Raw genomic sequence first — 21,155 nt, 5'->3', positions numbered from 1 at the left:
GCTGGCTGTAGTGGCTTGTCTTGAGCGATTTTAAGTCGATGACCCGCAATGTGTGCGAATTATTGGCAAAAGGCAACCACAGGCTGCCTTTTTCTTTGACTATATGACGTTACAAAGTTAATATGCGCGCCCTATGCAAAAGGTAAAATTACCCCTGACTCTTGATCCGGTTCGTACGGCTCAAAAACGCCTCGATTATGAAGGTATCTATACTTCTGATCTGGTTGAGCGCGTCGCCGATTCTGTAGTCAGTGTGGACAGTGATGTGGAATGCTCCATGTCGTTCGCTATCGATAACCAGCGTCTCGCCGTTATAACCGGTGATGCGAAGGTATCGGTTACGCTCGAATGTCAGCGTTGCGGGAAACCGTTCCCACTTCATGTTCACACAACATATTGTTTTAGTCCTGTCCGTTCTGACGAGCAGGCTGAAGCACTCCCGGAAGCGTATGAGCCGATTGAGGTTAACGAATTCGGTGAAATCGATCTGCTTGCAATGGTTGAAGATGAGATTATCCTCTCCTTGCCGGTAGTTCCGGTGCATGATTCTGAACACTGTGAAGTGTCCGAGGCGGACATGGTCTTTGGCGAATTGCCTGATGAAGCGCAAAAACCAAACCCATTTGCCGTATTAGCCAGCTTAAAGCGTAAGTAATTGAGGAGTAAGGTCCATGGCCGTACAACAGAATAAACCAACCCGTTCCAAACGTGGCATGCGTCGTTCTCATGACGCTCTGACCGCAGTCACCAGCCTGTCTGTAGACAAAACTTCTGGTGAACAACACCTGCGTCACCACATCACTGCCGACGGTTTCTACCGTGGCCGTAAGGTAATCGCTAAGTAATCACGCATGACTCAATGGCTTTCCCACTTCTGGTGAGAAAGACAAAGAGTGAACGCGTGATGAAGCTTAGTGAGGCTTTCCCCGGGTAACTGGGGAAACACCTAACCGGGCAGCGACGATACCTTGACACGTCTAACCCTGGCGTTAGATGTCATGGGGGGAGATTTTGGCCCTACCGTGACAGTGCCTGCAGCATTGCAGGCACTGAATTCTAATTCGCAACTCACACTTCTTTTAGTCGGGGATCCCGATACAATCACGCCATTACTTGCCAAAGCTGACTTCGAACAACGTTCGCGTCTGCAGATTATCCCTGCTCAGTCAGTTATTGCCAGTGATGCCCGGCCCTCGCAAGCTATTCGCGCCAGTCGTGGAAGCTCAATGCGTGTTGCCCTGGAGCTCGTGAAAGAAGGTCAGGCACAAGCTTGTGTCAGCGCCGGTAATACGGGCGCACTCATGGGACTTGCGAAGTTATTGCTCAAACCTCTTGAGGGGATTGAGCGTCCTGCGTTGGTGACGGTGTTACCTCATCAGCAAAAGGGCAAAACGGTGGTGCTGGATTTGGGCGCCAACGTAGATTGTGATAGCACGATGTTGGTGCAATTTGCCGTCATGGGTTCCGTGCTGGCAGAAGAGGTTGTTGGCATTGCCAATCCTCGCGTAGCGTTACTCAACATCGGCGAAGAAGAAACGAAAGGTCTCGACAGTATTCGAGATGCTTCAGCTGTGCTAAAAACAATCCCTTCCATTAATTATATCGGCTATCTTGAAGCCAATGAGTTACTGACTGGCAAAACCGATGTGTTGGTCTGTGACGGTTTTACAGGTAATGTCACATTAAAGACGATGGAAGGTGTTGTCAGAATGTTCCTTTCACTGCTGAAATCTCAGGGTGAGGGCAAAAAACGGTCGTGGTGGCTGCTGTTATTAAAACGTTGGTTACAAAAAAGCCTGACAAGGCGATTTAGTCACCTCAACCCCGACCAGTATAATGGCGCCTGTCTGTTAGGATTGCGCGGCACGGTGATTAAGAGTCATGGTGCGGCCAATCAGCGAGCATTTGAAGTCGCGATTGAACAGGCAGTGCAGGCGGTGCAGCGACAAGTTCCTCAGCGAATTGCCGCTCGCCTGGAATCTGTATACCCAGCTGGATTCGAACTGCTGGACGGTGGCGAAAGCGCAAAATCACGAGCACACAGATAACGGTGCGTTTGTGAATGTGGCCAACGTATCAGCGATTTGCTCGTAGCGGTATATAACCAAAAAGTGACTGAGCGTACATGTATACGAAGATTATTGGTACTGGCAGCTATCTGCCTGAACAAGTGCGTACTAACGCCGATTTGGAAAAAATGGTTGAGACGTCTGATGAGTGGATCGTCACTCGTACAGGTATCCGTGAACGCCATATTGCAGCGCCAAATGAAACAGTTGCGACGATGGGCTTTGCCGCCGCAAACCGTGCGATTGAAATGGCGGGCATCGACAAAGAACAAATTGGTCTGATTGTGGTTGCTACCACATCATCCACTCACGCATTTCCAAGCGCGGCGTGCCAGATCCAAAGTATGCTGGGGATCAAAGGCTGTCCAGCGTTTGACGTTGCAGCCGCTTGTGCTGGCTTCACTTACGCCCTGAGCGTTGCCGACCAGTACGTTAAATCTGGCGCAGTTAAGCATGCTCTGGTCGTTGGCTCCGATGTCCTGGCCCGTACCTGCGATCCAACCGATCGCGGAACGATCATTATTTTCGGTGATGGGGCTGGTGCGGTTGTACTGAGCGCATCAGAAGAGCCAGGCATTCTCTCCACGCATCTGCACGCTGACGGTCGCTACGGCGAACTGTTGACGCTGCCTAACGCCGATCGCGTGAACCCGGAAAACCCGATCCACCTGACGATGGCGGGTAACGAAGTATTTAAAGTCGCGGTGACCGAGCTTGCGCACATCGTTGATGAAACGCTGGAAGCCAATAATCTCGACCGTTCTGCGCTGGACTGGCTGGTGCCGCATCAGGCTAACCTGCGCATTATCAGCGCGACAGCTAAAAAGCTGGGTATGTCGATGGATAATGTTGTCGTGACGCTCGACAGACATGGTAATACCTCTGCTGCCTCCGTACCGTGCGCGCTGGACGAAGCCGTCCGCGACGGGCGTATTAAAGCTGGGCAGTTGATATTGCTTGAAGCCTTCGGGGGTGGATTCACCTGGGGCTCCGCGCTGGTTCGTTTCTAGTATAAGGATTTAAACATGACGCAATTTGCATTTGTGTTTCCGGGGCAGGGTTCCCAGACCGTTGGGATGTTGTCTGAAATGGCAGCAAACTACCCAATTGTTGAAGAAACATTTGCTGAAGCATCAGCTGCACTGGGCTATGATCTGTGGGCGTTGACTCAGCAAGGTCCGGCTGAAGAACTGAATAAAACCTGGCAGACGCAGCCCGCGCTGTTGACCGCATCCGTTGCGCTTTATCGCGTATGGCAGCAGCAGGGGGGTAAAACACCTGCGCTGATGGCGGGTCACAGCCTGGGCGAATATTCTGCGCTGGTATGTGCGGGTGTTATCAGTTTTGCCGATGCCGTACGTCTGGTTGAACTGCGTGGCAAATTCATGCAGGAAGCGGTTCCGGAAGGCACTGGCGGCATGTCTGCTATTATCGGTCTGGACGATGCCGCTATCGCTAAAGCGTGCGAAGAGTCTGCCGAAGGCCAGGTGGTTTCACCGGTAAACTTTAACTCACCGGGTCAGGTGGTTATTGCCGGGCATAAAGAAGCCGTAGAACGTGCTGGTGCTGCATGTAAAGCCGCGGGTGCTAAGCGTGCGCTGCCGCTGCCGGTCAGCGTTCCTTCTCACTGCGCGCTGATGAAGCCTGCCGCTGAGAAACTGGCCGTTGAGCTGCAGAAAATCACCTTTAACGCACCGACTGTTCCGGTTGTGAACAACGTCGACGTGAAGTGTGAAACTACGGCAGACGCAATTCGCGATGCGCTGGTTCGTCAGCTGTATAGCCCGGTTCAGTGGACTAAAACCGTTGAATTTATGGCATCCCAGGGCGTAGAGCACCTGTATGAAGTCGGCCCGGGTAAAGTTCTGACCGGTCTGACGAAACGTATTGTTGACACCCTGACTGCTTCGGCACTGAATGAGCCGGCGGCACTGTCTGCGGCGCTAGAGCAATAAAAGAGGAAGACCATGAGTTTTGAAGGAAAAATCGCGCTGGTTACCGGTGCAAGCCGTGGCATTGGCCGCGCAATTGCTGAGACACTTGTTGCCCGTGGCGCGAAAGTTATCGGTACTGCTACCAGCGAAAGCGGCGCGCAGGCCATTAGCGATTACTTAGGTGCAAATGGTAAAGGTCTGATGTTGAATGTGACCGATCCGGCATCTATCGAATCTGTTCTGGAAAATATTCGCGCAGAATTTGGTGAAGTCGATATCCTGGTCAATAATGCCGGGATTACTCGTGATAACCTGTTAATGCGCATGAAAGATGACGAGTGGAACGATATCATCGAAACCAACCTGTCATCTGTTTTCCGTCTGTCAAAAGCGGTAATGCGAGCTATGATGAAAAAGCGTCATGGGCGTATTATCACTATCGGTTCTGTGGTTGGTACCATGGGAAATGCGGGTCAGGCTAACTACGCTGCGGCGAAAGCGGGTCTGATCGGCTTCAGTAAATCACTGGCGCGCGAAGTTGCGTCTCGTGGCATTACTGTAAACGTTGTTGCTCCGGGCTTTATTGAAACGGACATGACGCGTGCGCTGTCTGATGATCAGCGTGCGGGTATTCTGGCGCAGGTTCCTGCGGGTCGCCTTGGCGGCGCTCAGGAAATCGCCAGTGCGGTTGCATTTTTAGCTTCTGACGAAGCAAGTTACATCACAGGTGAGACTTTGCACGTCAACGGCGGGATGTACATGGTTTAACCACGATGAAAAATATTTGCGTTATTGTAGGTCTTGGCCTCAAAATAACGTAAAATCGTGGTAAGACCTGCCGGGATTTAGTTGCAAATTTTTCAACATTTTATACACTACGAAAACCATCGCGAAAGCGAGTTTTGATAGGAAATTTAAGAGTATGAGCACTATCGAAGAACGCGTTAAGAAAATTATCGGCGAACAGCTGGGCGTTAAGCAGGAAGAAGTAACCAACAATGCTTCCTTCGTTGAAGACCTGGGCGCAGATTCTCTTGACACCGTTGAGCTGGTAATGGCTCTGGAAGAAGAGTTTGATACTGAGATTCCGGACGAAGAAGCTGAGAAAATCACTACCGTTCAGGCTGCCATTGATTACATCAACGGCCACCAGGCGTAAGTGAACATCTCCAGGCGGTCATTCGACCGCCTGAGTTTTATCTTTTTATCCCACTTGAATTATTTTCCCTCCCTGGAGGACAACCGTGTCTAAGCGTCGTGTAGTTGTGACCGGACTGGGCATGTTGTCTCCTGTCGGCAATACCGTAGAGTCTACCTGGAAAGCTCTCCTTGCCGGTCAGAGTGGCATCAGCCTGATCGACCATTTCGATACTAGCGCCTATGCAACGAAATTTGCTGGCTTAGTAAAGGATTTTAACTGTGAAGACATTATCTCGCGCAAAGAACAGCGCAAGATGGATGCCTTCATTCAATATGGAATTGTCGCTGGCGTTCAGGCCATGCAGGATTCTGGCCTCGAAATTACGGAAGAGAACGCTCATCGTATTGGCGCCGCTATCGGCTCTGGTATTGGCGGTCTCGGTCTGATCGAAGAAAACCATACCTCACTGGTAAACGGTGGGCCGCGTAAGATCAGCCCGTTCTTCGTTCCGTCGACGATTGTTAACATGGTGGCTGGTCACCTGACCATCATGTACGGCCTGCAAGGGCCAAGCATCTCCATCGCGACCGCCTGTACTTCAGGCGTGCATAACATCGGTCATGCCGCACGTATCATTGCATACGGCGATGCAGACGCGATGGTTGCGGGTGGTGCTGAAAAAGCCAGTACGCCGTTGGGTGTGGGTGGCTTTGGCGCGGCACGTGCACTGTCTACGCGTAATGATAACCCGCAAGCGGCAAGCCGCCCATGGGACAAAGAGCGTGACGGCTTTGTGCTGGGCGACGGCGCTGGCATGGTGGTACTGGAAGAGTACGAGCATGCTAAAGCGCGCGGTGCAAAAATCTATGCTGAAGTCGTTGGCTTCGGTATGAGCAGCGATGCTTACCACATGACGTCGCCACCGGAAAACGGTGCAGGCGCTGCGCTGGCAATGGTCAACGCACTGCGCGATGCGGCTATTGAAGCGGGTCAGATCGGCTATGTCAACGCACATGGTACGTCTACGCCTGCAGGCGATAAAGCTGAAACCCAGGCAGTGAAATCTGTCTTTGGCGATGCGGCAAGCCGTGTGATGGTAAGCTCCACCAAATCCATGACCGGACACCTGTTGGGTGCGGCGGGCGCGGTAGAGTCTATTTTCTCTATCCTGGCGCTGCGCGATCAGGCTATTCCGCCAACCATCAACCTGGATAACCCGGATGAAGGTTGTGACCTGGACTTCGTACCTCACGAAGCGCGTCAGGTTAGTGGTCTGGAGTATGCGCTGTGTAACTCCTTTGGCTTCGGTGGTACCAACGGCTCTTTGATCTTTAAAAAGATTTAAGTCCGTCAGGTGATGCGCTAGCATCGATAGCAAATTGAAAAGGTCCGCTTGTCGGGCCTTTTTTTATTCGGTTTTCCGCCCTTGTCCTGTGTTACTCATCCTGCCAAACTAGCGGACCAGAAATAAGGAGCCACCATGTTCTTAATTAATGGCTACGAGCAAGATATGCTGGCCGCAAGCGATCGAGCGACCCAATTTGGTGATGGCTGTTTTACCACTGCCTGTATTATCGACGGTGAAATCCCTCTCTTTGCAGCGCATCTTGAGCGTTTACAAGACGCTTGCCAAAAACTGCTGATCTCTTTTGAAGATTGGTCCGAGCTGCAAAATGAAATGAAAATGCTGGCGAAAGGGCACGTACGCGGTGTGTTGAAGGTGATTATCAGCCGTGGCAGTGGAGGCCGGGGTTACAGTGGCAAAAATTGTCATAGTGCCACACGCATCCTCTCCGTTTCAGCCTGGCCCGATCATTACGATCGTTGGCGGCAAGAAGGCATTACGCTGGCGCTAAGCCCAGTGCGGCTGGGACGTAATCCACTGCTTGCCGGGCTTAAACACCTGAATCGACTGGAGCAGGTGTTGATTCGCTCTCATCTTGAACAGACGGACGCCGATGAAGCGCTGGTTCTTGACAGCGAGGGATGGGTTACGGAATGCTGTGCGGCTAATTTGTTCTGGCGTAAAGGCGATGTGGTTTACACGCCCCGGCTGGACCAGGCCGGAGTGAACGGTATTATGCGACAATTCTGTATCCGGATGCTGGCACAATCGCCATTCAGTATTGTCGAAGTGTATGCCGGGTTGGAGGAGATAATGCAGGCTGATGAAATCGTCGTCTGTAACGCGTTAATGCCCATTATTCCCGTGCGTGCCTGTGGCGACACGTTGTTGTCTTCACGTTTGTTATTCGATTATTTAGCCCCACTTTGTGAGCACCCGAATTAGTCATGAAAAAACTGTTACTTGTTGTCCTGTTATTGCTGGTTATGCTGGGCATTGCCGCTGGAGTGGGAATGTGGAAAGTTCGCCATCTGGCGGACAGCAAATTATTGATTAAAGAAGAAACGATTTTTACGCTGAAAGCGGGGACGGGCCGTCTGGCTCTCGGCGAACAGCTGTATGCAGACAAAGTTATCAATCGTCCGCGCGTGTTCCAGTGGCTGCTGCGTGTGGAGCCCGAGCTGTCGCATTTTAAGGCCGGAACATATCGCTTCACGCCTGACATGACGGTGCGGGACATGCTGCAACTGCTGGAAAGCGGCAAAGAGGCGCAGTTCCCGTTACGTCTGGTTGAAGGGATGCGCCTGAGCGATTACCTCAAACAGCTGCGTGATGCCCCGTATATCAAACATACGTTAAGCGACGATAGCTATGAGACCGTGGCCGAGGCACTTAAGCTGGAAAACCCGCAATGGGTAGAAGGCTGGTTCTGGCCAGATACCTGGATGTATACCGCCAATACTACTGACGTAGCGTTGCTAAAACGCGCGCATCAGAAAATGGTTAAAGCGGTGGATACTGTCTGGGAGGGGCGCGCTGATGGCCTGCCTTATCAGGACAAAAATCAGCTGGTAACCATGGCTTCTATTATTGAAAAAGAAACTGCGGTTGCCAGCGAGCGCGACCAGGTGGCTTCGGTCTTTATTAACCGCTTACGTATCGGTATGCGTTTACAAACCGATCCGACCGTGATTTACGGGATGGGTACACGGTATAATGGCAAATTGTCGCGTGTGGATTTAGACACCCCGACCGCCTATAACACCTATACCATTACGGGACTGCCGCCTGGCCCGATTGCCATGCCGGGAGAGGCTTCATTGCAGGCCGCGGCGCATCCGGCAAAAACGCCGTATCTCTATTTTGTGGCTGACGGTAAAGGCGGCCACACGTTTAACACCAATCTTGCCAGCCATAACCGGTCCGTGCAGGATTACCTGAAAGTGCTTAAGGAAAAAAATGGGCAGTAACTATATCGTCATTGAAGGCCTGGAAGGCGCCGGAAAAACCACCGCGCGTAACGTGGTGGTGGAGACACTTGAGCAACTCGGTATTCGTGACATGGTTTTCACCCGCGAACCTGGTGGAACGCAGCTGGCTGAGAAACTAAGAAGTCTGGTGCTGGATATTAAATCGGTCGGTGACGAGGTCATTACCGACAAAGCCGAAGTTCTGATGTTTTACGCGGCGCGTGTACAGTTGGTCGAAACCGTTATTAAACCTGCACTGGCGAAAGGCGCGTGGGTAATTGGCGATCGTCACGATCTGTCGACCCAGGCGTATCAGGGCGGCGGACGCGGTATCGATCAAAATATGCTGGCAACCCTGCGCGATGCGGTGCTTGGTGATTTTCGCCCGGACCTGACGATTTATCTGGATGTGACGCCAGAAGTCGGGTTGAAGCGTGCCCGTGCCCGCGGCGAGCTGGATCGTATTGAGCAGGAATCTTTCGACTTCTTTAATCGTACTCGCGCGCGCTATCTTGAGCTGGCTGCCAAAGACGCCAGCATTCGTACTATAGACGCTACGCAGCCGTTGGAGGCTGTGATGGCTGATATCCGTCATACCATCACCCAATGGGTGAAGGAGCAGGGCGCATGAAATGGTACCCATGGTTACGACCGGATTTTGAAAAACTGGTAGCCAGCTACCAGACGGGTCGTGGTCACCATGCGTTACTGATTCAGGCGTTACCCGGAATGGGCGACGACGCGCTGATTTACGCCCTCAGCCGCTATTTAATGTGCCAGCAGCCGGAAGGGCATAAAAGCTGCGGACAGTGCCGCGGCTGTCAGCTAATGCAGGCGGGGACGCACCCTGACTACTATTCGTTGCTGCCGGAAAAAGGCAAAAGCACGCTGGGGGTTGATGCGGTACGCGAAGTCAGTGAAAAGCTGTACGAGCATTCGCGTCTCGGCGGTGCGAAGGTCGTGTGGATCCCGGATGCTGCCCAGTTAACCGATGCCGCCGCCAACGCCTTGCTGAAAACGCTGGAAGAACCCCCGGCACAAACCTGGTTTTTCCTCGCCAGCACAGAGCCAGCTCGCTTGCTGGCGACATTACGCAGTCGTTGCCGGTTACATCATCTTGCGCCACCGGCTGAGTCGTATGCGATCTCCTGGCTTGCTCGTGAGGTGACTGCGTCGTCAGAAGCGCTGCTTAGCGCGTTGCGCCTGAGCGCAGGTTCGCCTGGCGCGGCACTTACGTTGTTACAGGCTGAAAGCTGGGCGCACCGCACAGATTTTTGTGCGGCACTGGGGAACACATTAAATGCAGGCGACTGGTATATCTTGCTCGCGGCGTTAAACCACGATCAGGCTGCCGCCCGTTTACACTGGCTGGCAACGTTGTTGACGGATGCGTTGAAACGTCCGTATGGGGTTTCCCATTTAACGAATCCTGATGCGCTGGACCTGATATCTTTTATCGCAGAACGGTTATCCGTTGCCCAGATACAGGCGATACTCGGTGACGTTTGTCATTGTCGTCAGCAACTGCTGAACGTAACAGGCGTAAACCGTGAGCTGGTGTTAACCGATCTTATTCTTCGTATTGAGCATTACCTGCAACCAGGCACCGTACTGCCTGTTCCCCATCTTTGAGAGAGACATTATGTTTTTAGTCGACTCACACTGCCATCTTGATGGCCTGGATTATCAATCTCTGCATAAGGACGTGGATGACGTGCTGGCGAAAGCGGCCGCACGTGATGTGAAGTTCTGTCTTGCCGTCGCGACCACCCTGCCAGGATATCGCAGTATGCGCGAACTGGTCGGTGAGCGTGATAATGTGGTTTTCTCCTGCGGCGTGCATCCGTTAAATCAGGATGAAACCTATGATGTTGAGGACCTGCGTCGTTTTGCCGCTGAAGAGGGGGTTGTGGCGATGGGAGAAACCGGGCTGGACTATTTTTACACGCCGGAAACAAAGGTGCGCCAGCAGGAATCTTTTATCCACCATATTCAGATCGGCCGTGAGTTACAGAAGCCGGTTATCGTGCATACCCGCGATGCGCGAGCCGATACGCTGTCTATTCTGCGCGAAGAAAAAGTGACGGATTGTGGCGGCGTACTACACTGTTTTACAGAGGACAGAGAAACGGCGGGCAAATTACTGGACCTTGGATTCTATATCTCGTTTTCCGGCATCGTCACGTTCCGAAATGCAGAGCAGCTCCGTGATGCCGCCCGCTATGTTCCTCTGGACCGGTTATTGGTCGAGACGGATTCTCCCTACCTTGCGCCTGTACCGCATCGTGGAAAAGAGAACCAGCCCGCCATGACTCGTGACGTTGCAGAGTACTTGGCCGTAGTGAAAGGTGTTGCCGTTGAAGAACTGGCGCAGGCAACCACTGATAACTTTGCCCGCCTGTTTCACATCGACGCTTCTCGCCTGCAATCTGTTCGTTAACTGACTTTTTTTAAAGCTCGTAATTAATCACTAATGCGAGTAAAGTTCACCGCCACAAAATGGGCGGTGAATAATCAGTTTGACACATTCAGAAACTCATTTTATCGGAATGTGCGGATTTTGCGGCCATTCACGACTGAACTGTGATAGCCGTCAAACAAAAACAAACTGAATTATTTTACTCTGTGTAATAAATAAAGGGTACTTAGATGCCCTGTACACGGCGAGGTTCTCCCCCCTCGCCAATGCGTGAGAACGTAGAATACACAAAGTCAATCAAGCTGCATCAAGGCGGCAAGTGAGTGAATTGCAGGAGCTTACTAGAGTAAGTGTCTGGGATGAACGAGCGCAGCCCGCGCTGAGGCGGTTTGAAGGATGAAGTGTATAAGCACAAATACTCAGGAGCACTCCTAATTATGTTTAAGAATGCATTTGCTAACCTGCAAAAGGTCGGTAAATCGCTGATGCTGCCGGTATCCGTACTCCCGATTGCAGGTATCCTGCTGGGCGTCGGTTCCGCTAACTTCAGCTGGCTGCCAGCCGTTGTATCGCACGTAATGGCAGAAGCAGGCGGTTCTGTTTTTGCGAACATGCCGCTGATTTTTGCTATCGGTGTTGCGTTAGGCTTCACTAATAATGACGGTGTATCTGCACTGGCATCCGTTGTTGCTTACGGCATCATGGTTAAGACCATGGCTGTTGTTGCGCCGCTGGTTCTGCATTTACCTGCTGAAGAGATCGCCGCTAAACACCTTGCTGATACGGGTGTTCTCGGGGGGATTATCTCCGGTGCGATTGCAGCGTATATGTTCAACCGTTTCTACCGTATCAAATTGCCTGAGTATCTTGGCTTCTTTGCGGGTAAGCGTTTCGTTCCTATCATTTCTGGTCTGGCTGCCATCTTCACAGGTGTGGTTCTGTCCTTCATTTGGCCGCCGATTGGTACTGCTATTCAGACGTTCTCTCAGTGGGCTGCATACCAGAACCCGGTCGTAGCGTTCGGTATCTATGGCTTCATTGAACGCTGCCTGGTACCGTTTGGTCTGCACCATATCTGGAACGTTCCATTCCAGATGCAGATCGGTGAGTACACCAACGCTGCGGGCCAGGTGTTCCACGGTGATATTCCTCGCTATATGGCGGGTGACCCGACTGCGGGCAAACTGTCCGGTGGCTTCCTGTTCAAAATGTACGGTCTGCCGGCTGCTGCTATCGCTATCTGGCACTCTGCTAAACCAGAAAACCGCGCGAAAGTGGGCGGTATCATGATCTCCGCGGCGCTGACCTCGTTCCTGACCGGTATTACCGAGCCGATCGAGTTCTCCTTCATGTTCGTGGCGCCGATCCTGTACATCATCCACGCGATTCTGGCTGGTCTGGCATTCCCGATCTGTATCCTGCTGGGTATGCGCGACGGTACGTCGTTCTCCCACGGTCTGATCGACTTTATCGTTCTGTCCGGTAACAGCAGCAAGCTGTGGCTGTTCCCGATTGTCGGTATCGGTTATGCGATTGTTTACTACACCATCTTCCGTGTGCTGATCAAAGCGCTGGACCTGAAAACGCCAGGTCGTGAAGATGCTACCGAAGACAGCAAAGCAGGTGCGACCGGTGAAATGGCTCCGGCTCTGGTTGCGGCATTCGGCGGTAAAGAAAACATCACTAACCTCGATGCGTGCATCACTCGTCTGCGTGTCAGCGTGGCTGACGTTGCTAAAGTGGATCAGGCTGGCCTGAAGAAACTGGGTGCGGCAGGCGTTGTGGTAGCTGGTTCCGGTGTTCAGGCTATCTTCGGGACTAAGTCCGATAACCTGAAAACTGAAATGGATGAGTACATCCGTAACAGCTAAGCAGTAAGAAGTTGGGGAGAACTAAGGCAGCCTGTGGGCTGCCTTTTTTATTGCATTAATTAGCCTGAACGCGAATCGGTGCGGTGGCAGCGAACAGCCAGGGACGAGCCTCTGCGTTCACGCGCGGGGATAGCGTCTCTCTGACCTGCTGGTGGTAATCATCAATCCACTGTTTCTCAGCATCACTCAGCAGATGCAGTTCGACCAGATTCAAATCAATCGGTACCAGCGTCAGCGTTGAGAAACGACAGAAACCAGGACGACTGTTGATAATCTCCACTTGATTTTCAATGCGGATCCCATATTGTCCAGCCAGATAATAACCTGGCTCGATGGTGATGATGTTGCCTGCGACCAGTGGCCACGGGTTTACTTTTTTGGCAATGCGATGTGGCTGCTCATGAATAAGCAACTGGTGACCCACGCCGTGTCCCGTGCCATGATCAAAATCCAGTCCCAGCTCCCACAACGCCCGGCGGCTAAAAGCATCCAGTTGATGGCCCTGAGTCCCGCTGGGAAACTGCAGCGAAATAAGCGACAAAAAGCCTTTCAACACAGCGGTGTAATGCAGGCGGCGTTGCGGATCCTGTGGGCCAAATGCGAGGGTACGCGTCGTATCCGTCGTACCATTGTGGTACTGGCCACCGGAATCATTCAGATACATGGCCTGCGAGGTAATTGGCGTATTGGTCTTTTCACTGGAGTGGTAATGACACATTGCGGCATTGCTGGCAGATGCCGAAATCGTGCTGAAACTTTGCTCGATAAATCCCGGCTGCTGCTGGCGAAATTCCAGTTGCTTGGCCTGCGCTTCCAGCTCGGTGACCGGATTGCCTGCCGCTTCGCGCAAAGGAACTTCATGGGTCAGCCAGGCAAGGAAGTTTACCCAGGCTGCGCCATCTTGTTCATGGCATTCACGATAGCCTGCCAGTTCAACGTCATTTTTGTGGGATTTCATCAGAGTGATGGGATCGGGCGCCCAAAGAACGTTGCCGCCGTGTTCTTCAATGGCAAAGCGCAATGCGACGGGGGCGTAGTCTTTATCGACCAGGAAACACTTCCCATTAGCTAACTGCTGGCAGCGAGTCAGAAAATTCTCTTGCGGGGCCAGAGTAAGCGTATTCAGCAGTGATGCGGGGAGCTGTTGCGTTTTATTGCTATCCACAAACCATTCCAGCTCACCGCTGCGATGGAGCAGGGCAAACGAAAACGGCACTGGCACCATGGCCAGATCCGAACCACGCACATTCAATAACCAGGCAATGTTATCCGGCAGGGTAATTGCCAGCACGTCAGCCTGGTGTTGAGCGAGTTGTTCCACGATGCGGGCACGCTTTTGCGTGCTGCTTTCCCCGCTGATTTCAATGGGCATTTCACGAATGATGCCGCAGGGTGCTGCCGGACGGTCTAGCCATACCTGGTCAAAAGGATCTTGCTCAAGAGGCACCAGCTCGCAGTGGGTTGCCGACAGTGCTTCAAACTGACTATTGACCATCAGCATTGGTTCAAAGCCGATACGTGTGCCTGCTGCAACATGAGACTGCAAATAGTCGGCCAGCGGCTCATCGTGTAAATGATGAATCTCAAAATCATCCAGCGAGACTTCATTACGTACCTGGACCTGATAGCGTCCATCGACAAACATTAACGCGCGATCCCGAAGGACCAACGCGAGGCCAGCAGAGCCGCTAAAACCGGTCAGCCAGGCCAGTTTATTGTCATGCGGCGTACAATCTTCGCTTTGATGAGCATCGGCGCGCGGAACAATCATGCCATCCAGCCCCTGCGCTATCAGCAGGTTGCACAGGGCGGAAAGAGGAGTTGAGTTGTGCATAGTTACCTTCAGGTCTTAACGGAACGGCGGTTCGTTGAATGTACGTAATTTACGGGAGTGCAGTCGGTCGCCTTCAGCACGCAAACGATCGATAGCCCGGATACCTATTTGCAGATGCTCAGAAATGGCACCTTCATAAAAACGGTTGGCCTGTCCAGGCAGTTTGATCTCACCGTGCAGCGGCTTGTCGGAAACGCACAGCAGCGTGCCGTACGGAACGCGGAAACGGTATCCCTGGGCGGCGATGGTGGCGCTTTCCATATCGATAGCCACCGCGCGGCTGAGGTTAAAGCGTAGCGCAGAAGCGGAATAGCGTAGCTCCCAGTTGCGATCGTCAGTGGTGACGACGGTACCGGTACGCAGGCGCTGTTTAACCTCTTCGCCGGGCATACCGCTGACTTCTTTGGTGGCGTCATACAGTGCGCGCTGCACTTCCGCGATGCTCGGAATCGGGATATCCGGTGGGAGAACGGCATCCAGTACGTGGTCATCACGCAGATAAGCGTGGGCCAGAACATAGTCGCCAATCGCCTGGCTTTCACGCAGCCCGCCACAGTGACCAATCATCAGCCAGACGTCAGGACGCAGTACGGCCAAATGATCGCAAATAGTTTTGGCGTTAGACGGGCCAACGCCGATATTAACCAGCGTGATCCCCTGACCGTCGGTGGTGATTAAATGCCAGGCGGGCATCTGGTGTTTCTTCCAGGCGAGATCGGAGATGGCTTCTTCAGGCGCTTCAGTTTCAGCGGTGATCCAGATCCCGCCCGCACAAGAAAGCGCGATATACGGGCTGTCCGGGTCGAGGATCTGGCTGCAACCCCAACGCACAAACTCATCGACGTAGCGGGTATAGTTGGTGAACAGCACAAACGGCTGAAAATGTTCAACCGGTGTTCCCGTGTAGTGGCGCAGTCGCGCCAGCGAAAAATCTACTCGTCGGGCGTCGAAGTGCGACAACGGGGAGAATTCCGCCGGATGATAGATACCGTCGGCTGTTTCATCGCCAATCTGTGATAGCTCGGTAGTGGGGAAATGGCGCGTTAGGCCGGCGCTCATCGAGCGGTCGAGTGTCAGTTCAGAACCGTCAATGACATACGGATAGGGGATTTCATGCTGCGACGGCTCAACGGAGATATGCGCATCATAATCCTGATACAGCAGCGTGAGTTGTTCTTCAAGATACGGACGAAAAAGCGACGGACGGGTAATCGTAGTGGTGTAGCAGCCCGCATGGGTAAAACGACCATAGGCGCGGGTTTTAGGGGGATTGGTGGCGCTGCCATCCCAGGTGACACACAGTGATGGGTAAACAAAAAGACCGTTATGGCGGGCGATTACGTCAGGGAGCGTCCCTGTTTCAATATACTTACCAATGGCGCTACGCAGTGCTTTTACCGACTGCTCGTACAGCGCGTCCAGTTTATCCAGTGCCTGAGCCGGGGTCAGGCTGGAGCCCTTATTGTTCATGTCTGTCTCCTTGTTCCACAGATGTACTGCTCTCCCGATAGTATGTCACAGGAATGTGAAACAAAAGTCAGACGTTGAGGAAGATTGTGCGAAGACCGGACGGCCTCCGCACCCGGGCTTAACCGTGCTGCTTATCCCGCATCAGCAATGCTGTAGTGGCGGAAATAAGACAACCCGCCATCAGATAAATGGCCACACTGTGCCAGTCTCCGCCGGAGAATGTTACCAGCGCAGCAGCAATGAAGGGGGTAAAACCGCCGCCAACCACACTTGCTACCTGATAACCAACGCCAGCGCCGCTGTAGCGGTAGCTTGCGCCAAACAAACCGGTAAACATTGGTTGCTGCACGCAGACCACCATATCGTGTGCAATGTTGGCTAACATAATTGCGAAAAACACGATCCAGAAAATGGATTGCGCTTCTAACGCCATAAAGAACGGGAATGCGCTGAGCGTCCCCACCAGTGCGCCGGTAATGTAAACGCGCCGGCGACCAAAGCGGTCGGCGAGCCAGGCAAAGCAGGGAATGGTCAGACAGCTCAGTCCACCTACCAATAAGCCGATATTCAGAAACAGTTCGCGAGGTAAGCCCAGATTCTGCGTGGAGTAATTTAGGGCAAACGCGGTGACGATGTACATCGTCAGCAGTTCACACAGGCGCAGAGCGATAATTTTCAAAAAGGCACCTGGATGACGGATTAACGCCTCGACTACCGGTAGTCTCTTTTTCTCTGGTTGCGCTGCCTGCTGCTGCTGTTCGAATTCGGCTGATTCATCCATTCGGTTACGCATCCACAACGCGCCCAATACCAGCACGATGCTGAACAGGAATGGAATACGCCAGCCCCAACTCAGGAACTGCTCATCGGTGGTTTGCGAGCTAATCAGCGAGACCAGACCGGTAGAAAGCAGTAGCCCGACGCCATAACCGACTTGAACACCGCTGCTGTAGAAGGCTTTTTTATTTTTCGGGGCGCTTTCGACGGAGAGCAACGCCGCGCCGCCCCATTCACCGCCAACGGCGAATCCCTGAATAGCACGCAGCATCACCAGCAGAACGGGAGCCCACCAGCCAATGGTGTCAAAGGAAGGAATAATCCCTATCAGTGCAGTGGCGATCCCCATCATCCAGACTGTGAGCATCAGCATACGTTTACGCCCCAGGCGATCGCCGAAGTGGCCGAAGATCACCCCGCCTAACGGGCGGAACAAAAATCCGACGCCAAAGGTAGCAAATGCGGCAAGTGTCCCCATCGCCGGGCTGACCTGCGGGAAGAACTCGCGGTTAAAGACCAGTGCGGCAGTGATGCCGTAAAGCAGAAAATCATACCAGTCGACCACGGCACCCGCGAAGCTACCAAGCGCAGCGCGTCGGGCGCGGTTAAGTGAAGAGGCGTCCTGTTGGGGACCCGTGGAGGTGAGGGAGGAATCCATAGTTATCCTGTCTGTACTGTTTTTTAGTTATTAGTATTTGAGTTGGGTTACACACATTGCAGTCGCAATATTAACGACCGTTATGAGATTACCGCGACAGACGGGAAGTGAAAACGATTATCTCCCTCATCTGAGGGCAACATGAAAAATAAGATGAATGAGAAATCTGAACCTGGTGGAATCGTGGCCTGTCAGGAGTGTTCTGATTTCAGGTGGAGCATCAGGAGCGCTGTATTTGGGGAAGTTATAAACCCACTTTCATAATGGTATACGGAGATTCGGTGAAACCACATCGCTCATAAGCACGAATCGCACGCCCGTTATCTCCGTGGACATATAAGCGAAGCTCCAGTGCCTTTTCTGATTTAGCTTCTTTTGTAAGATGTTTGATGAGCTCATCAGCTAATCCCATCCCACGATGCTCCGGGGCGATATAAAAGCTTTGGATCCACCAGTAGTCATTTCCATGAAAATCACTCCATTCTTTTACGACAGAGGTATTGGCGATCACTGTTGCTGAAGAATCTTCCATGACTCAATATTTTGAACGTGGGTTTTCACTAAACGCCGACGAAACGCCACGCTCCACAGCAACAAGGTCAATCACTGAACCTTCAGATTCTTGTGCTTCCTGAGTGGTGAACTCGATGATTTTATTGATATCGTCAGGCGTAGCTGGTCGAATAAAGTAGTTCATAAGTCTGGCTCTCATTAGCGTTGCGGCTATACGAATCGCGCAATACCCTACATCAAATCTTGTTCAATGTCCGCTTCTGGCACGAAGCGGCCGGTCACCCGCTAGACAGCAATCCCCATGATCCTGATGACGCTCTGCTGTGAAGCTGTTTTGAAATAGTCTCTTTTAATTAAGGTCATGCCCTGTTTGCGGTAGAAATTACAGGCGCGTTCGTTCTGTTCAAGAACCTCCAGCCATACAAAGTCTTTCCCCCTGGCCCGGGCTAGCTCTTTGACGGTGTCAAACATGACCTGGCCGTAACCTTTACGGGTGTCTGCAGGATCAAGATAGAGTTTGTTAAGCAGCATCCCTGACATATTCGTATCAGGGATTCTGCTTTCATAGGTCACTTTCGCAAAACCAATTGGCCTATCGGTCTCTGCTACATACCAACAGACCGCTTGCTCTTTCAGGCTCTGTTCCAGCTCGTCCAGAGAATATTCGCTTGCTAAAAAAGCTTCCAGTTCAGACTTTGACTCCCACAGATGTTCAAAGTGTGCGCGGTAGATGCGGTAGCCCAGCGCATTAAGCAACATCGCGTCGGCAGGTGTGGCTTCACGGATTTGTAATGTCATGAATGATTCCTGTCCTGGTAATAAATTAACGATTACTGAACTATATCAAAACTGTCAGTGATACACTGGTATGCGAATATTTCAGAGGCTTATCAGTATGAAGATTGTTTTTATCCCTGCGCTGATCGTCGTCCTGATTGATAAAGAACAGGACATGGGACGGGAATTGACCCGCGATGAGGTTGAGTCCATCCGCGATGGCGCTACAGCCATCCGCCTGCCGGCCGAAGCAGCCGAGGATATAATCAGAGAGCGCGGCTACCGCGATATTGATCCTGAGAATGTCTGGCGCGAGTGGCAGGCGTATAAAGCTGACTGAATGTCGATGGGAGCACGCTGCTTAAGTAGCGCATGAAAATTGTGCACTTACACGGATGCGTTTATTCCGCATCTGGCGTGGAGCTGAGGGGCAGCTTTGAGCGAGGAGCGGACGTCTACATGGAATAGCCTTCTTCACGCAGGTCCACTCAACTAATTAGTTAAAGATTAGCGGCAAGGGCTGCATTGATACATTTTAGTACATCATCATCTTTTCCAATAGTTAGGGGAAAACCTCTAACGTTAAGAATGTTACTCTTGATTGAAATAACAAGTTTTTCACCTTCAATATCCAAGCCAAATATTTTAGAACGCTCCCCCAAGATTGAACGAGCCAGGTTATTGAAATTTGTTGAGGATTCTCCGCTCTTTAGTCTGGCATGTGCTGGTGCAACAATCGAAAGTAAAAGATCTCTCAGCGCATCAGCCTCACATATTACTTCTGTGCTCGAGGCATGCTGGACGCAGCGGATCAAATCTGAATACCCGGTGTTAACATCGTCATGCGATAGCTGATTGATATGATCAATTTCACCAACAGCTGCACTTGGCTTTCCTATTGAAGTAAATGGATCTGAATTCTGGTAGTAAGACTCTATCGAACCTTTACGTAAAATAAATAGACCACACTGTTCCAGCAGGTCGAGTAGAACATTTAAACGGGTCTTTATACTACTCCACTCATTGTCCTTAGCTAAATTTGATAATTCATTATCATCGATAGTGAAAAGTGTACAGAAAGCAGAGCGACGCTTTGCTTGTGTCTCTTCCTCGGTTTTCTTGTTCACCCAATACGGGTGCGATTCGGCAGTTACAGAAATTTCATCCCATCGGCAATCTACCAATTTGCAAAAATCCGTGAATATGGCACTAACCATTTGTTGCGAGGATCGATACCCTAACTCACTTGCTCGTCTTTCTGCGGTGGGATTATCATTAAGGTATGAGTTGACAAGGTCAAGGCTATCAGCGATTCCATCTGCATCTGCCAACGCAACTGGTTTTTTGCCGAGTAATCGCAATAGTTTTGCCACGGTTGGCATCTGTCCTTTACCAATCACAGGTAATAACTGTGATCCAGCAGCTTCGAGATGTACATCAAGCTTGTTTGCCAGCGCACTGCAAATCATTACGTCAGAGGGCCCTTCAACTAATAAAGGCCGCTTGGAAAACAGTGATAACTTATGCTCTTGTCCGAGACGGGCAATTAAGTTTTGCACTTTTTTATTCTTGAGTTCGCCAGCGTCAACTGGAATTTGCACTGGCTCACGGATTAGGTCATAACAGAAGACGAGAGATAGTAAGTCTTCTGGTTTTTGAATTTGGAGCATTTCTGTTGAATGAGTAGCGATGATAACAATCTTTTTGTTAGTTCCCTCAGAGGGGTGGCCCGAGACGCTGAGGATTTCATGAAGAAGAAATGCCTGTAACTGAGGATGCAAGGAAACCTCTGGTTCATCTAGAAGAAGAGCCCCTACGTCATCATCATAAAGTGCAGCTAAAATCCCAACTAAATGCATCAATCCGGATGCTTCTCGGCCAGACGAGTATGATTTTGCGTCTATATCCAATCGCGAAAATAATATTTTTAGTGATCCACCATCCCATTCAATAAGAATGTCGCGCTTGAATAATTTCCGAAGCCTCTCCTGAATTTTAATTAGAATATCAGCCCGTTCAGCAAGCGTTTGGAAATCACCATTAATTGTTTCCATCTGATGTCTGCGAACAGCATCGCTCTTACTCCCATAATTTGCTCCATCGTAGTATGGTGAGCCTCCACGATGCCCGTCATAGTCTGACCTGAACTGCTCCAACATCCCCATTCGTCCAGCAGAGAGAAAGCGCACATGCTTTCCATTTGTATGCTTGTGTAGACTTTGCTTTAGCCCCCTCAAAAGGTGCGTTTTTCCAGAACCGTTAGGGCCGAGTAGAACGGTAAGACCACTGTTTAAAGTGACCTTGCGATTGAAATTTTCATTATGACTAGCAATTTGCGCTGTCAATTCTAGAGGGAAACTCACTTGCATCACTCCTT

Annotated in this window: 22 protein-coding genes; 15 read left to right on the top strand and 7 right to left on the bottom strand. The window is 51.5% G+C overall.

Features of this window, described 5'->3' with window-relative positions; genetic code table 11:
* The first annotated feature begins 133 nt into the window (after window positions 1-133).
* From yceD to ptsG, 14 genes are all read left to right on the top strand, one after another.
* Window positions 134-655, top strand: coding sequence for a 23S rRNA accumulation protein YceD (gene yceD / locus JQN59_RS14290; RefSeq protein WP_003036239.1), 522 nt, complete (start codon window positions 134-136; stop codon window positions 653-655).
* Between the two features lie 16 nt (window positions 656-671).
* The gene (rpmF, locus tag JQN59_RS14285) at window positions 672-845 is read left to right on the top strand and encodes a 50S ribosomal protein L32 (RefSeq protein WP_003036242.1); all 174 of its coding nucleotides are present in this window, start codon (window positions 672-674) and stop codon (window positions 843-845) included.
* A gap of 123 nt (window positions 846-968) precedes the next feature.
* Entirely contained in the window at window positions 969-2,048 is a 1,080-nt protein-coding gene (gene plsX, locus JQN59_RS14280) for a phosphate acyltransferase PlsX (protein WP_071846967.1), read from the top strand.
* A 77-nt stretch (window positions 2,049-2,125) separates the two neighbouring features.
* Window positions 2,126-3,079 carry a beta-ketoacyl-ACP synthase III gene (gene fabH, locus JQN59_RS14275; protein WP_003832181.1) on the top strand — a complete coding sequence of 318 codons (954 nt, stop codon included), beginning with the start codon at window positions 2,126-2,128 and terminating at the stop codon, window positions 3,077-3,079.
* Window positions 3,080-3,094: 15 nt separating this feature from the next.
* Complete coding sequence (fabD, locus tag JQN59_RS14270) at window positions 3,095-4,024, top strand: ACP S-malonyltransferase (RefSeq protein ID WP_048226957.1); 930 nt, start codon at window positions 3,095-3,097, stop codon at window positions 4,022-4,024.
* Window positions 4,025-4,036: 12 nt separating this feature from the next.
* The gene (fabG, locus tag JQN59_RS14265; RefSeq protein WP_003036255.1) at window positions 4,037-4,771 is read left to right on the top strand and encodes a 3-oxoacyl-ACP reductase FabG; all 735 of its coding nucleotides are present in this window, start codon (window positions 4,037-4,039) and stop codon (window positions 4,769-4,771) included.
* Window positions 4,772-4,925: 154 nt separating this feature from the next.
* Entirely contained in the window at window positions 4,926-5,162 is a 237-nt protein-coding gene (gene acpP / locus JQN59_RS14260; protein WP_000103754.1) for an acyl carrier protein, read from the top strand.
* Between the two features lie 85 nt (window positions 5,163-5,247).
* Window positions 5,248-6,489 (top strand): beta-ketoacyl-ACP synthase II, encoded by a 1,242-nt coding sequence (fabF, locus tag JQN59_RS14255; RefSeq protein WP_003036260.1) that lies wholly within the window; start codon window positions 5,248-5,250, stop codon window positions 6,487-6,489.
* 135 nt (window positions 6,490-6,624) lie between these two features.
* Window positions 6,625-7,434, top strand: coding sequence for an aminodeoxychorismate lyase (pabC, locus tag JQN59_RS14250; protein ID WP_149608140.1), 810 nt, complete (start codon window positions 6,625-6,627; stop codon window positions 7,432-7,434).
* Between the two features lie 2 nt (window positions 7,435-7,436).
* Complete coding sequence (gene yceG, locus JQN59_RS14245; RefSeq protein ID WP_149608139.1) at window positions 7,437-8,459, top strand: cell division protein YceG; 1,023 nt, start codon at window positions 7,437-7,439, stop codon at window positions 8,457-8,459.
* Window positions 8,449-9,090: a dTMP kinase gene (gene tmk / locus JQN59_RS14240; protein ID WP_048214457.1), complete on the top strand. Its 642-nt coding sequence runs from the start codon at window positions 8,449-8,451 to the stop codon at window positions 9,088-9,090. Before yceG ends, tmk begins: the two co-directional genes overlap by 11 nt.
* On the top strand, window positions 9,087-10,091 hold the full coding sequence (gene holB, locus JQN59_RS14235) for a DNA polymerase III subunit delta' (RefSeq protein WP_048214456.1): 1,005 nt from the start codon (window positions 9,087-9,089) through the stop codon (window positions 10,089-10,091). Before tmk ends, holB begins: the two co-directional genes overlap by 4 nt.
* A gap of 10 nt (window positions 10,092-10,101) precedes the next feature.
* Window positions 10,102-10,899 (top strand): metal-dependent hydrolase, encoded by a 798-nt coding sequence (locus JQN59_RS14230; RefSeq protein ID WP_048214455.1) that lies wholly within the window; start codon window positions 10,102-10,104, stop codon window positions 10,897-10,899.
* 416 nt (window positions 10,900-11,315) lie between these two features.
* A complete protein-coding gene (gene ptsG, locus JQN59_RS14225; RefSeq protein WP_003836725.1) occupies window positions 11,316-12,749 on the top strand; it encodes a PTS glucose transporter subunit IIBC in 1,434 nt (477 codons plus the stop codon).
* A gap of 55 nt (window positions 12,750-12,804) precedes the next feature.
* On the opposite strand, the gene JQN59_RS14220 is transcribed toward ptsG, so the two are convergent.
* From JQN59_RS14220 to JQN59_RS14200, 6 genes are all read right to left on the bottom strand, one after another.
* The gene (locus JQN59_RS14220) at window positions 12,805-14,583 is read right to left on the bottom strand and encodes an aminopeptidase P family protein (RefSeq protein WP_149608138.1); all 1,779 of its coding nucleotides are present in this window, start codon (window positions 14,581-14,583) and stop codon (window positions 12,805-12,807) included.
* Window positions 14,584-14,598: 15 nt separating this feature from the next.
* Complete coding sequence (locus JQN59_RS14215) at window positions 14,599-16,053, bottom strand: AMP nucleosidase (protein ID WP_149608137.1); 1,455 nt, start codon at window positions 16,051-16,053, stop codon at window positions 14,599-14,601.
* A 118-nt stretch (window positions 16,054-16,171) separates the two neighbouring features.
* Entirely contained in the window at window positions 16,172-17,488 is a 1,317-nt protein-coding gene (shiA, locus tag JQN59_RS14210) for a shikimate transporter (protein WP_048214452.1), read from the bottom strand.
* A gap of 244 nt (window positions 17,489-17,732) precedes the next feature.
* Window positions 17,733-18,020, bottom strand: a complete 288-nt coding sequence (locus JQN59_RS26980; RefSeq protein WP_230319896.1) for a GNAT family N-acetyltransferase — start codon at window positions 18,018-18,020, stop codon at window positions 17,733-17,735.
* Between the two features lie 3 nt (window positions 18,021-18,023).
* Window positions 18,024-18,185 (bottom strand): hypothetical protein, encoded by a 162-nt coding sequence (locus tag JQN59_RS26975; protein WP_230319897.1) that lies wholly within the window; start codon window positions 18,183-18,185, stop codon window positions 18,024-18,026.
* Window positions 18,186-18,286: 101 nt separating this feature from the next.
* Window positions 18,287-18,799 (bottom strand): GNAT family N-acetyltransferase, encoded by a 513-nt coding sequence (locus JQN59_RS14200; protein WP_048214450.1) that lies wholly within the window; start codon window positions 18,797-18,799, stop codon window positions 18,287-18,289.
* A 97-nt stretch (window positions 18,800-18,896) separates the two neighbouring features.
* Between JQN59_RS14200 and JQN59_RS14195 the strand changes: the two genes are divergently transcribed.
* Window positions 18,897-19,118 carry a hypothetical protein gene (locus tag JQN59_RS14195; protein WP_045378298.1) on the top strand — a complete coding sequence of 74 codons (222 nt, stop codon included), beginning with the start codon at window positions 18,897-18,899 and terminating at the stop codon, window positions 19,116-19,118.
* 160 nt (window positions 19,119-19,278) lie between these two features.
* Here JQN59_RS14195 and JQN59_RS14190 read toward each other — a convergent pair whose 3' ends face one another.
* Window positions 19,279-21,147 (bottom strand): ATP-dependent nuclease, encoded by a 1,869-nt coding sequence (locus JQN59_RS14190; RefSeq protein WP_239484187.1) that lies wholly within the window; start codon window positions 21,145-21,147, stop codon window positions 19,279-19,281.
* Window positions 21,148-21,155: the final 8 nt, after the last annotated feature.

The organism is Citrobacter sp. B72, assembly GCF_016894305.1.
In the GTDB taxonomy this organism is placed as follows: domain Bacteria; phylum Pseudomonadota; class Gammaproteobacteria; order Enterobacterales; family Enterobacteriaceae; genus Citrobacter; species Citrobacter portucalensis.
Note: the sequence above shows the minus strand (reverse complement) of the source record. Positions and strands in the feature narration are given on the sequence as shown.

Bases quoted from the DNA above. Each gene is read 5' to 3' on its own strand.
- yceD (WP_003036239.1), top strand. From the start codon at position 134: ATGCAAAAGGTAAAATTACCCCTGACTCTTGATCCGGTTCGTACGGCT.
- rpmF (WP_003036242.1), top strand. From the start codon at position 672: ATGGCCGTACAACAGAATAAACCAACCCGTTCCAAACGTGGCATGCGT.
- fabH (WP_003832181.1), top strand. From the start codon at position 2,126: ATGTATACGAAGATTATTGGTACTGGCAGCTATCTGCCTGAACAAGTG.
- fabD (WP_048226957.1), top strand. From the start codon at position 3,095: ATGACGCAATTTGCATTTGTGTTTCCGGGGCAGGGTTCCCAGACCGTT.
- fabG (WP_003036255.1), top strand. From the start codon at position 4,037: ATGAGTTTTGAAGGAAAAATCGCGCTGGTTACCGGTGCAAGCCGTGGC.
- acpP (WP_000103754.1), top strand. From the start codon at position 4,926: ATGAGCACTATCGAAGAACGCGTTAAGAAAATTATCGGCGAACAGCTG.
- pabC (WP_149608140.1), top strand. From the start codon at position 6,625: ATGTTCTTAATTAATGGCTACGAGCAAGATATGCTGGCCGCAAGCGAT.
- yceG (WP_149608139.1), top strand. From the start codon at position 7,437: ATGAAAAAACTGTTACTTGTTGTCCTGTTATTGCTGGTTATGCTGGGC.
- tmk (WP_048214457.1), top strand. From the start codon at position 8,449: ATGGGCAGTAACTATATCGTCATTGAAGGCCTGGAAGGCGCCGGAAAA.
- holB (WP_048214456.1), top strand. From the start codon at position 9,087: ATGAAATGGTACCCATGGTTACGACCGGATTTTGAAAAACTGGTAGCC.
- JQN59_RS14230 (WP_048214455.1), top strand. From the start codon at position 10,102: ATGTTTTTAGTCGACTCACACTGCCATCTTGATGGCCTGGATTATCAA.
- ptsG (WP_003836725.1), top strand. From the start codon at position 11,316: ATGTTTAAGAATGCATTTGCTAACCTGCAAAAGGTCGGTAAATCGCTG.
- JQN59_RS14220 (WP_149608138.1), bottom strand. From the start codon at position 14,583: ATGCACAACTCAACTCCTCTTTCCGCCCTGTGCAACCTGCTGATAGCG.
- JQN59_RS14215 (WP_149608137.1), bottom strand. From the start codon at position 16,053: ATGAACAATAAGGGCTCCAGCCTGACCCCGGCTCAGGCACTGGATAAA.
- shiA (WP_048214452.1), bottom strand. From the start codon at position 17,488: ATGGATTCCTCCCTCACCTCCACGGGTCCCCAACAGGACGCCTCTTCA.
- JQN59_RS26980 (WP_230319896.1), bottom strand. From the start codon at position 18,020: ATGGAAGATTCTTCAGCAACAGTGATCGCCAATACCTCTGTCGTAAAA.
- JQN59_RS26975 (WP_230319897.1), bottom strand. From the start codon at position 18,185: ATGAACTACTTTATTCGACCAGCTACGCCTGACGATATCAATAAAATC.
- JQN59_RS14200 (WP_048214450.1), bottom strand. From the start codon at position 18,799: ATGACATTACAAATCCGTGAAGCCACACCTGCCGACGCGATGTTGCTT.
- JQN59_RS14195 (WP_045378298.1), top strand. From the start codon at position 18,897: ATGAAGATTGTTTTTATCCCTGCGCTGATCGTCGTCCTGATTGATAAA.
- JQN59_RS14190 (WP_239484187.1), bottom strand. From the start codon at position 21,147: ATGCAAGTGAGTTTCCCTCTAGAATTGACAGCGCAAATTGCTAGTCAT.